This window comes from Streptomyces anatolicus (assembly GCF_019400875.1).
GTDB lineage: Bacteria > Actinomycetota > Actinomycetes > Streptomycetales > Streptomycetaceae > Streptomyces > Streptomyces anatolicus.
On the sequence record NZ_WMBF01000009.1, the window covers coordinates 34,419 to 44,980 of the forward strand.

Annotated in this window: 15 protein-coding genes; 14 read left to right on the plus strand and 1 reads right to left on the minus strand. The window is 67.6% G+C overall.

Annotated elements, in window-relative coordinates; genetic code table 11:
• Window positions 1-40 precede the first annotated feature (40 nt).
• From rpsE to truA, 13 genes are all read left to right on the plus strand, one after another.
• Window positions 41-649, plus strand: a complete 609-nt coding sequence (gene rpsE / locus GKQ77_RS02495; RefSeq protein WP_007384078.1) for a 30S ribosomal protein S5 — start codon at window positions 41-43, stop codon at window positions 647-649.
• Window positions 649-831 carry a 50S ribosomal protein L30 gene (rpmD, locus tag GKQ77_RS02500; RefSeq protein WP_005481207.1) on the plus strand — a complete coding sequence of 61 codons (183 nt, stop codon included), beginning with the start codon at window positions 649-651 and terminating at the stop codon, window positions 829-831. Before rpsE ends, rpmD begins: the two co-directional genes overlap by 1 nt.
• A 1-nt stretch (window position 832) precedes the next feature.
• Window positions 833-1,288, plus strand: coding sequence for a 50S ribosomal protein L15 (gene rplO, locus GKQ77_RS02505; RefSeq protein ID WP_125514481.1), 456 nt, complete (start codon window positions 833-835; stop codon window positions 1,286-1,288).
• 225 nt (window positions 1,289-1,513) lie between these two features.
• A complete protein-coding gene (secY, locus tag GKQ77_RS02510) occupies window positions 1,514-2,827 on the plus strand; it encodes a preprotein translocase subunit SecY (protein ID WP_125514482.1) in 1,314 nt (437 codons plus the stop codon).
• Entirely contained in the window at window positions 2,827-3,480 is a 654-nt protein-coding gene (locus tag GKQ77_RS02515; protein WP_219686922.1) for an adenylate kinase, read from the plus strand. Before secY ends, GKQ77_RS02515 begins: the two co-directional genes overlap by 1 nt.
• A gap of 118 nt (window positions 3,481-3,598) precedes the next feature.
• Window positions 3,599-4,438 (plus strand): type I methionyl aminopeptidase, encoded by an 840-nt coding sequence (gene map, locus GKQ77_RS02520; protein ID WP_219686923.1) that lies wholly within the window; start codon window positions 3,599-3,601, stop codon window positions 4,436-4,438.
• Between the two features lie 153 nt (window positions 4,439-4,591).
• A complete protein-coding gene (infA, locus tag GKQ77_RS02525; RefSeq protein ID WP_003948620.1) occupies window positions 4,592-4,813 on the plus strand; it encodes a translation initiation factor IF-1 in 222 nt (73 codons plus the stop codon).
• Window positions 4,814-4,871: 58 nt separating this feature from the next.
• On the plus strand, window positions 4,872-4,985 hold the full coding sequence (gene rpmJ, locus GKQ77_RS02530) for a 50S ribosomal protein L36 (RefSeq protein ID WP_003948619.1): 114 nt from the start codon (window positions 4,872-4,874) through the stop codon (window positions 4,983-4,985).
• A 190-nt stretch (window positions 4,986-5,175) separates the two neighbouring features.
• Window positions 5,176-5,556 carry a 30S ribosomal protein S13 gene (gene rpsM / locus GKQ77_RS02535; RefSeq protein WP_030782528.1) on the plus strand — a complete coding sequence of 127 codons (381 nt, stop codon included), beginning with the start codon at window positions 5,176-5,178 and terminating at the stop codon, window positions 5,554-5,556.
• Window positions 5,557-5,621: 65 nt separating this feature from the next.
• Window positions 5,622-6,026 (plus strand): 30S ribosomal protein S11, encoded by a 405-nt coding sequence (gene rpsK, locus GKQ77_RS02540; RefSeq protein ID WP_003948617.1) that lies wholly within the window; start codon window positions 5,622-5,624, stop codon window positions 6,024-6,026.
• A gap of 115 nt (window positions 6,027-6,141) precedes the next feature.
• Window positions 6,142-7,164: a DNA-directed RNA polymerase subunit alpha gene (locus tag GKQ77_RS02545; protein WP_016645160.1), complete on the plus strand. Its 1,023-nt coding sequence runs from the start codon at window positions 6,142-6,144 to the stop codon at window positions 7,162-7,164.
• Window positions 7,165-7,299: 135 nt separating this feature from the next.
• Window positions 7,300-7,800, plus strand: coding sequence for a 50S ribosomal protein L17 (gene rplQ, locus GKQ77_RS02550; RefSeq protein ID WP_219686924.1), 501 nt, complete (start codon window positions 7,300-7,302; stop codon window positions 7,798-7,800).
• A gap of 77 nt (window positions 7,801-7,877) precedes the next feature.
• Window positions 7,878-8,732 (plus strand): tRNA pseudouridine(38-40) synthase TruA, encoded by an 855-nt coding sequence (truA, locus tag GKQ77_RS02555; RefSeq protein ID WP_219686925.1) that lies wholly within the window; start codon window positions 7,878-7,880, stop codon window positions 8,730-8,732.
• 43 nt (window positions 8,733-8,775) lie between these two features.
• On the opposite strand, the gene GKQ77_RS02560 is transcribed toward truA, so the two are convergent.
• The gene (locus tag GKQ77_RS02560; protein ID WP_219686926.1) at window positions 8,776-9,654 is read right to left on the minus strand and encodes a hypothetical protein; all 879 of its coding nucleotides are present in this window, start codon (window positions 9,652-9,654) and stop codon (window positions 8,776-8,778) included.
• Between the two features lie 74 nt (window positions 9,655-9,728).
• On the opposite strand from GKQ77_RS02560, the gene GKQ77_RS02565 reads away from it, so the two are divergent.
• Window positions 9,729-10,562, plus strand: an 834-nt coding sequence (locus GKQ77_RS02565) for a glycosyltransferase family 87 protein (RefSeq protein WP_219686927.1), incomplete at its 3' end; no start/stop codon positions are given.

The window sequence follows — 10,562 nt, forward strand, 5'->3', positions numbered from 1 at the left end:
TCGGTTCCGTAGCTAGCGGAAACAGAGAGAGGTAATTCCAATGGCTGGACCCCAGCGCCGCGGTGGCGGTGCCGGTGGCGGCGAGCGGCGGGACCGGAAGGGTCGCGACGGTGGCGCTGCTGCCGCCGAGAAGACCGCGTACGTTGAGCGCGTTGTCGCGATCAACCGCGTCGCCAAGGTTGTGAAGGGTGGTCGTCGCTTCAGCTTCACCGCGCTGGTCGTGGTGGGCGATGGTGACGGCACCGTGGGTGTCGGTTACGGCAAGGCCAAGGAGGTGCCGGCCGCCATCGCCAAGGGTGTTGAGGAGGCCAAGAAGCACTTCTTCAAGGTCCCCCGTATCCAGGGCACCATCCCGCACCCGATCACGGGCGAAAAGGCCGCGGGCGTCGTCCTGCTCAAGCCTGCTTCCCCCGGTACCGGTGTTATCGCCGGTGGCCCGGTGCGTGCCGTGCTCGAGTGCGCCGGCGTTCACGACATCCTGTCGAAGTCGCTCGGTTCGTCGAACGCGATCAACATCGTGCACGCGACCGTGGCGGCCCTCAAGGGTCTGCAGCGTCCCGAGGAGATCGCGGCTCGCCGTGGTCTGCCCCTCGAGGACGTCGCTCCCGCGGCTCTGCTGCGGGCGCGTGCCGGGGCTGGTGCTGCGTAATGGCACAGCTCAAGATCACGCAGACGAAGTCGTACATCGGCAGCAAGCAGAACCACCGCGACACCCTGCGTTCCCTTGGTCTCAAGGGCATCAACACGCAGGTCGTCAAGGAGGACCGCCCCGAGTTCCGCGGAATGGTGCACACCGTCCGCCACCTCGTGACGGTTGAGGAGGTCGACTGACATGGCGGAGCAGAACCCGCTGAAGGTCCACAACCTCCGGCCCGCCCCGGGCGCCAAGACCGCCAAGACCCGTGTGGGTCGTGGTGAGGCGTCCAAGGGTAAGACCGCTGGTCGTGGTACCAAGGGCACCAAGGCCCGTTACCAGGTTTCGGAGCGCTTCGAGGGTGGCCAGACCCCCCTCCACATGCGTCTTCCGAAGCTCAAGGGCTTCAAGAACCCGTTCAAGACCGAGTTCCAGGTCGTGAACCTCGACAAGCTGAGCGCGCTGTACCCGGAGGGTGGCGAGGTCACCGTCGAGGGTCTCGTCGCCAAGGGTGCCGTTCGCAAGAACAGCCTTGTCAAGGTCCTCGGCCAGGGCGAGGTCTCCGTGGCGCTGCAGGTGACGGTCGACGCCGTCTCCGGCTCCGCCAAGGAGAAGATCACCGCCGCGGGCGGTACCGTCACCGAGCTCGTCTGATTCCCTCAGACGTGTCGATGACATGAGCGATTCCCAGCCGGGGATGCCCCACAAAAGGGGCATCCCCGGTTGGTCGTTCCAAGGGGGGCACGGACGCCGGTAAGGTGGCGTGCACTGTCTAAGCTCCGTGCGGTCTGCCCGCACGGTTTTGTTGACTGATACGTATTCGTCGAACCTCAAGACCACCACCTCTGGCGCACGCGCGCGGGGGTCGCAGGAGGCACCGTGCTCACCGCGTTCGCCCGGGCGTTCAAGACGCCCGACCTGCGCAAGAAGCTGCTCTTCACGCTCGGCATCATCGTGATCTACCGGCTGGGTACGCATGTGCCGATCCCCGGTGTCAACTACAAGAACGTCCAGACCTGCGTCGACAACGCCAGTCAGAACCAGGGCCTGTTCGGTCTCGTCAACATGATGAGCGGTGGCGCGCTGCTGCAGATCACGATCTTCGCGCTCGGCATCATGCCGTACATCACGGCGAGCATCATTCTGCAGCTGTTGACCGTGGTGATCCCGCGGCTCGAGGCCCTCAAGAAGGAGGGCCAGGCGGGCACGGCGAAGATCACGCAGTACACGCGCTATCTGACCATCGCGCTCGCGATCCTTCAGGGCACCGGCCTGGTGGCCACGGCTCGTACCGGCTCCCTCTTCCAGGGCTGCCCGGTCGCCAGCGAGATCGTTCCCGACCAGTCGATCTTCGTCACCATGACCATGGTCATCACGATGACCGCCGGTACGGCGTGTGTGATGTGGCTCGGTGAGCTGATCACCGACCGCGGCATCGGCAACGGCATGTCGATCCTGATGTTCATCTCGATCGCCGCGACCTTCCCCGCCGCCCTGTGGGCCATCAAGGAGGAGGGCTCGCTCGCCGACGGCTGGATCGAGTTCGGCACGGTCATCGCGGTCGGTCTGGTCATGGTCGGCCTTGTGGTCTTCGTCGAGCAGGCGCAGCGGCGCATCCCCGTCCAGTACGCGAAGCGCATGATCGGCCGCAGGTCCTACGGCGGTACGTCGACGTACATCCCGCTGAAGGTCAATCAGGCGGGCATCATCCCTGTGATCTTTGCCTCTTCGCTGCTCTACATTCCGGCGCTGGTAGCCCAGTTCGCGGGCGGCAACTCGGGATGGAAGCTGTGGATCGACGCGAACCTGACCAAGGGTGACCATCCGATTTACATCACCACGTACTTCGTGCTGATCGTGTTCTTCGCCTTCTTCTACGTCGCGATCTCCTTCAACCCCGAGGAAGTCGCCGACAACATGAAGAAGTATGGTGGCTTCATCCCGGGCATCCGGGCTGGCCGTCCGACCGCTGAGTACCTGAGTTACGTACTCAACCGGATCACCTGGCCGGGTTCGCTGTATCTGGGTCTGATCGCTCTTGTGCCGACGATGGCGTTGGTGGGCTTCGGGGCCAACCAGAACTTCCCGTTCGGCGGGACGAGCATCCTCATCATCGTGGGTGTGGGTCTGGAAACCGTGAAGCAGATCGAGAGCCAGCTCCAGCAGCGCAATTACGAAGGGTTCCTCCGCTGATGCGAATCGTCCTCGTCGGGCCGCCCGGTGCGGGCAAGGGAACGCAGGCCGCGTTCCTCGCCAAGAACCTGTCGATCCCGCACATCTCCACGGGCGACCTCTTCCGTGCCAACATCAGCCAGGGCACGGAGCTGGGCAAGCAGGCGAAGGCGTACATGGACGCCGGAAACCTCGTGCCCGACGAGGTGACGATCGGCATGGCGAAGGACCGCATGGCGAAGCCGGACGCCGAGAACGGCTTCCTGCTCGACGGGTTCCCGCGCAACGTGTCGCAGGCGGAGGCGCTGGACGTGGCGCTGAAGGCCGATGACGTGAAGCTCGACGCCGTCCTGGACCTGGAGGTCCCGGAGGACGAGGTCGTCAAGCGGATCGCCGGCCGCCGGATCTGCCGCAAGGACTCCAGCCACGTCTTCCACGTGACGTACTCGCAGCCGAAGACGGAAGGCGTCTGTGACGTCTGCGGCGGTGAGCTGTACCAGCGCGAGGACGACAGCGAGGACACCGTCCGCAAGCGCCTCGAGGTCTACCACACGCAGACCGAGCCGATCATCGACTACTACCGGACCCAGGGTCTGGTCGTCACGATCTCGGCGCTCGGCAAGGTGGACGAGGTCACCGCGCGTGCGATGGACGCCCTGAAGGGCGACAAGTAGTCAGTACGCTGTTTCGGCCGCGGTGCCCGTGAGGGGACCGCGGCCTTACTGTTGTCTACGTACTCGGTACGTGTGTACGTAGCCGGTTTGTCGACGGATGACGGAGAGCGGAAGCCCCATGGTGCAGATCAAGACCCCCGAGCAGATCGCGAAGATGCGTGAGGCGGGCCTTGTCGTCGCCGCCATCCACGCGGCCACCCGGGAGGCCGCGGTGCCCGGGGCCACGACCAAGGACCTCGACGACGTCGCCCGCAAGGTGATCGCCGAGCACGGCGCGAAGTCCAACTTCCTCGGCTACGGCGGCTTCCCCGCGACGATCTGCACCTCCGTGAACGAGGTCGTCGTGCACGGCATCCCCGACGACAAGACCGTCCTCAAGGACGGCGACATCATCTCCATCGACGCGGGCGCGATCATCGACGGCTGGCACGGTGACGCGGCCTACACCGCGTTCGTCGGCACCGGTCACGCTCCGGAGCTGGTGGAGCTCTCCCGGGTGACCGAGGAGTCGATGTGGGCCGGCATCGCGGCGATGAAGCAGGGCAACCGCCTCGTCGACATCTCCCGTGCCATCGAGACGTACATCCGCCGCCAGCCGAAGCCGGGCGGCGGCAAGTACGGGATCGTCGAGGACTACGGCGGTCACGGCATCGGCACCGAGATGCACATGGACCCCCACCTCCTGAACTACGTCGAGCGCCGCCGCGGCAAGGGCCCCAAGCTGGTCCCCGGCTTCTGCCTGGCGATCGAGCCGATGGTCTCCCTCGGCACGCCGCGCACGGAGGTCCTCGAGGACGACTGGACCGTGATCACCACGGACGGCACCTGGTCCTCGCACTGGGAACACTCGGTCGCCCTCACGGAGGAGGGCCCCCTCGTCCTGACCGCACCGGACTGCGGGCGTGAGCGTCTCGCGGCGTACGGGGTGACTCCGGCGCCGGACCCGCTGGGGTCGTGACCCCCTTGCTTAAGGATCTTCGCGGTGGGGCAGACTTTCTCGATTCGTCTTTCCGAGTGCACTGACGTAGACTGACGCGTCGGCTCTCGTGCATCCGTGTGTCTGCATACGGAGCATGAAGTCGATCAAGGTAGTCGATTCGAAGGGCGAAGCGTGGCCAAGAAGCAAGGTGCCATCGAGATCGAAGGCACTGTCGTCGAGTCTCTTCCGAACGCCATGTTCAAGGTGGAGCTCCAGAACGGCCACCAGGTCCTGGCACACATCAGCGGCAAGATGCGTATGCACTACATCCGCATCCTCCCTGACGACCGGGTCGTGGTGGAGCTGTCTCCGTACGACCTGACGCGTGGCCGGATCGTCTACCGGTACAAGTAGATCTTGCCCGCACTCCGCTCACGCGGGGTGGTGGCACTGACCCGGAGAACCTCACCCAATGAAGGTCAAGCCGAGCGTCAAGAAGATCTGCGACAAGTGCAGGGTGATCCGCCGTCACGGCCGGGTCATGATCATCTGCGACAACCCGCGCCACAAGCAGCGCCAGGGCTGACGCACGACTGCAGTTCGCAGATTTTCGCGCGACGCAAGCAAGTAGATACGCAGGACCCGTCCCTCTTCAGTCCCATCAGGTAATGGAGGGCGACACCCCCGGTCGGAGGCCGGGGACCCAGCAGGTACCTCATACGGCCCGCTGGGAGTGGTTCTGCTGAAGACCTCCGAAGAATCAACAGGAGCCATGAATGGCACGCGTTGAAGGCGTTGACCTCCCGCGCGAAAAGCGCATCGAGGTTGCCCTCACCTACGTGTTCGGCATCGGCCGCACGCTGGCCCAGCAGACGCTGGACGCCACCGAGGTGGACCGCAACACCCGTGTCCGCGACCTGACCGAGGAAGACCTCGTCAAGATCCGCGAGTACGTGGACGCCAACATCAAGACCGAGGGTGACCTCCGTCGAGAGATCCAGGCCGACATCCGCCGCAAGGTCGAGATCGGTTGCTACCAGGGTCTGCGTCACCGTCGTGGCCTGCCGGTCCGCGGTCAGCGCACCAGCACGAACGCCCGCACCCGCAAGGGCCCGCGTCGCGCCATCGCCGGTAAGAAGAAGCCGGGCAAGAAGTAGTCCTCGCTCAGCGGTCTATCGACAGCTGTCGCTGCAGGACCGACCACCTCCCGTAGGAGTTATAGATGCCCCCCAAGGGTCGTCAGGGCGCTGCCAAGAAGGTGCGCCGCAAGGAAAAGAAGAACGTTGCCCACGGGCACGCTCACATCAAGAGCACGTTCAACAACACGATCGTGTCCATCACGGACCCGACCGGCAACGTGATCTCGTGGGCCTCCGCCGGCCACGTCGGCTTCAAGGGCTCGCGCAAGTCCACGCCGTTCGCCGCGCAGATGGCCGCCGAGTCGGCTGCCCGTCGCGCGCAGGAGCACGGCATGCGCAAGGTCGACGTCTTCGTCAAGGGCCCGGGTTCCGGTCGTGAGACCGCCATCCGTTCGCTCCAGGCGACCGGCCTCGAGGTCGGCTCGATCCAGGACGTGACGCCCACGCCGCACAACGGCTGCCGTCCGCCCAAGCGCCGCCGCGTCTGACGCACGGTTGTCTTGAGGTTCCGGGCGGTACGGCTCTTCGGAGGCGTGCCGCCCGTACCCTTGTAGTGAATTCAGGGCATCAAATAGTGGGTGCCCCTGACTGAAGGATTCCTTCATGCTGATCGCACAGCGCCCGTCGCTGACCGAAGAGGTCGTCGACGAGTTCCGCTCCCGGTTCGTCATCGAGCCGCTGGAGCCGGGCTTCGGTTACACCCTCGGCAACTCCCTGCGTCGTACGCTCCTCTCCTCGATCCCGGGTGCGGCCGTCACGTCCATCCGCATCGACGGTGTCCTGCACGAGTTCACCACCGTGCCGGGCGTCAAGGAAGACGTCACCGACCTCATCCTCAACATCAAGCAGCTGGTCGTCTCCTCGGAGCACGACGAGCCCGTCGTGATGTACCTGCGCAAGCAGGGCCCGGGTCTGGTCACCGCCGCCGACATCGCGCCCCCGGCCGGTGTCGAGGTGCACAACCCCGACCTCGTCCTCGCCACGCTCAACGGCAAGGGCAAGCTGGAGATGGAGCTGACCGTCGAGCGCGGTCGCGGCTACGTCTCCGCCGTGCAGAACAAGCAGGTCGGCCAGGAGATCGGCCGTATCCCGGTCGACTCGATCTACTCGCCGGTCCTCAAGGTCACGTACAAGGTCGAGGCGACCCGTGTCGAGCAGCGCACCGACTTCGACAAGCTGATCGTCGACGTCGAGACCAAGCAGGCCATGCGGCCGCGCGACGCCATGGCGTCCGCCGGTAAGACGCTGGTCGAGCTGTTCGGTCTGGCGCGCGAGCTGAACATCGACGCCGAGGGCATCGACATGGGCCCGTCCCCGACGGACGCCGCCCTCGCCGCCGACCTGGCGCTGCCGATCGAGGAGCTCGAGCTCACCGTTCGGTCGTACAACTGCCTCAAGCGCGAGGGCATCCACTCGGTCGGCGAGCTTGTCGCCCGCTCCGAGGCGGACCTGCTCGACATTCGCAACTTCGGTGCGAAGTCGATCGACGAGGTCAAGATGAAGCTGAACGGTATGGGGCTGGCCCTCAAGGACTCGCCTCCCGGGTTCGACCCGACCGCTGCGGCTGACGCCTTTGGCGCCGACGACGACGCGGATGCCGGGTTCGTCGAGACCGAGCAGTACTGAGGCTCGGGCCCGACGGTCTGATTTTGCTGCGGGATCGTCGTGGTTGATCGCGCAGTTCCCCGCGCCCCTTACGGGGCGCGGTGCCACTGACCCCGGTACCTGATACGGCCGGGGCAGACATCAAGGAGAAACACCATGCCGAAGCCCGCCAAGGGTGCCCGTCTGGGCGGCAGCGCCGCGCACGAGAAGCTTCTGCTGGCGAACCTCGCCAAGCAGCTCTTCGAGTACGGCCGCATCACCACCACCGAGGCGAAGGCCCGTCGTCTGCGTCCCTACGCGGAGCGTCTGGTCACCAAGGCGAAGAAGGGTGACCTTCACAACCGCCGCCAGGTGCTGTCCGTCATCACCGACAAGAGCATCGTGCACACGCTCTTCACGGAGATCGGCCCGCGCTACGAGAACCGCCCGGGTGGCTACACCCGTATCACCAAGATCGGTAACCGTCGTGGCGACAACGCGCCCATGGCGATCATCGAGCTGGTGGAGGCCCTGACCGTGGCCCAGGAGGCCACCGGTGAGGCCGAGGCGGCGACCAAGCGTGCCGTCAAGGAAGACTCCCTCAAGAAGGACGACGCCGCCGAGGCCAAGTCCGACGAGGCTGTCGAGGCTCCGGCCGAGGAGTCGAAGGACGCGTAAGCGTTCTGACTGGTGTAACGGGCGGGCCCGCATCCCTTCGGGGGTGCGGGCCCGTTCCGCTTGAGAGGAATTTCCACGTGAGTGATGAGGCGGCGCCCGGGTTCGTGCGGGTGCGACTGGACCTGTCGTACGACGGCAGGGACTTCTCCGGCTGGGCCAAGCAGCGGGACGGGCAGCGGACCGTCCAGGGGGAGATCGAGGCCGCGCTGCGGACCGTGACGCGGTCGCGGGAGACGTACGAGCTGACCGTCGCGGGACGCACCGACAGCGGGGTGCATGCGCGGGGGCAGGTCGCCCACGTCGATCTGCCCGAGAGCGTGTGGGCGGAGCACCGCGAGAAGCTGCTGCGCAGGCTCGCGGGACGGCTCTCGCACGACGTGCGGGTGTGGAAGGTCGCCGAGGCGCCGGCCGGGTTCAACGCGCGGTTCTCCGCCGTGTGGCGGCGCTACGCCTACCGCGTCACCGACCATCCCGGTGGCGTCGATCCGCTGCTGCGCGGCCATGTGCTCTGGCACGACTGGGAGTTGGACCTCGACGCCATGAACGCCGCCGCCGAGCGGCTGATCGGCGAGCACGACTTCGCCGCGTACTGCAAGCGGCGCGAGGGCGCCACGACCATTCGTACGCTCCAGGAGCTGCGGTGGGAGCGGCGGCCCGACGGGATCCTGGAGGCCACCGTGCGGGCCGACGCGTTCTGCCACAACATGGTGCGCTCGCTCGTCGGCGCCATGCTGTTCGTGGGGGACGGGCACCGGCCCGTGGAGTGGCCGGGGAAGGTCCTCGAAGCGGGGGTGCGGGACTCGGCCGTGCACGTCGTGCGGCCGCACGGGCTCACGCTGGAGGAGGTCGGCTATCCGGCCGACGAGCTGCTCGCCTCGCGCAGCAAGGAAGCGCGCAACAAGCGGACGCTGCCGGGCGCCGGGTGCTGCTGAGCCCCGGTGGCGGGTACCCCGGCGGCCGTCCCGGCGGGGCGGGCTACTCCGGGCCCGCCGCCGCGGCCGACGCCTGGGCCTGGCCGCGCTGGTTGATCCGCTGGAAGGCGAAGCGGGCCATGGTGTCGCCGACGGCGTAGGCCTTGCGGTCGCTCGTCGTCACGTTCTTGCCGCTGGGGTAGCCGGTGGTGGTGAAGTACGCGTAGCGGCCGTAGGCGTTGTACGTCCCGCGGCATACGCCCGTCCGGCAGAAGCCCGGCACGCCCTTGCCCGGCAACGCGTTGACCAGGCCCTTGTCCACCTGCTCCTTGACCTTCGCGGCCTCGGCCGAGGTGTCGAAGACGGCGACGCCGATGGTGACCGCGAGGCTGCCCTTGACGTAGCTGGCGCGGATCAGGCGCGTGCAGCCGTTCTTCGTGAGGATCGCGCCGAGGGCGGGCTGGGTGACGGACGCGCACTGCTTGGTGCTGTCCGTGGCGCCCTTCTTGTAGACGTTCTCTCCCGAGGTGAACGTCTTCCCGGGGAAGAGGCCCTCGGGCGTGAGCGGCGCCTTGTCCTTCTTGGCGCTGGAGATGAAGTCCTTGGGGTCCGGCGGGGGCGGCGGTGTGGTCGGCTTGAAGGTCGGGCCAGGGTCGTCGCTCGCGCCGGGGATGTCCGCGGTCGCCGGCAGCTCGCTCGCGGGCTTGTTCGAGGCGGAGGCGTCGTCGCTGTTGGCGGAGACGACGGTGAGGGCCACGGCCGTCGCGACGGCGACGGTGGCGAGCGCGCCGCCGCCGATCATCAGCCACTTGCGGCGCCGGGCGCGCGCCTCGGACGCCTCGGCGAGCGCCGCCCAGTCGGGTGTGGGCCCGCCACCGGGGCCGCCGCCGAGCCCGCCCGTTCCGCCCGGACCCCACTGAGGTCCCCCTTGCCCAAAGCTCATGGGGCGCATCTTAGACGGGGAGTCGGGGATGTTGAGCGGGGGTCACATGGGCTTCCCGGCCTAGCCTGAGCCGTATGGATACGGGCAAATCGGCTGTTAGTGGATGGTTGTCGCGGCCCGCCGGGTGGCATGTCCGGGCTGTCCTCGGTCTGGTGCTGGTCGCCGGGGCCGTCCGCGTGGGGCTGCGGACCCCGGACGGGGGGATGGACAACGCCATCGTGGTGCGGGCCGCCGAGGCGTGGATCCACGGACGTTCGCCCTACGCCGACCGGCACTTCCTCTATCTGCCGGGGGCCGTGCTCGCCGCGGTGCCCCAGGCCCTGCTGCCGGCCGCCGTGGTCCGCTATCTGGTGCCCATGGGCGTCACGGCCGGACTTGTCCTCGGGTGGGCGTGCGCGCTGCGGCTGTACGACGTGGACCGGCGCAGCAGGTTCGCGGTGTACGGCCTGCTGGGGCTCGCGCTCGGCTTCGCGCCCTTCGGCCACCTCGTCCAGCTCGGCAACTGGACGGTGGCCTCCGCAGCGGCGCTGCCGCTCGCGCTGCTGCTCGTGTGCCGGGGGCGGTGGGTCGGCGCCGGGCTCGTCATCGGGGTCGCCGTCGCCGTGAAGCCGCTGCTCGCGCCCGTCGTGCTCCTCTTCGTCTTCGCGGGGCGGTGGCGGGCGCTCGGGGCCGCGCTCGCGGTGCCCGCGGTGGTCTCGCTCGCGGCGGCGCTCGTGATGCCGGACCCCGCCGGGTTCTTCACGCGGACGCTGCCCTTCCTGCTGCGGGGCGACGACGCCTTCGTACGCCTGTATGAGGCATCGCCGTCCGCGGTGCTCGCGCGGCTCGGGGTGCCGCAGTCGGCGGCGACGCTCCTCGCGGGGTGTGCGGCGGCGGCCGGGGTGTGGTGTGCGTGGCGGCGCTGGGGG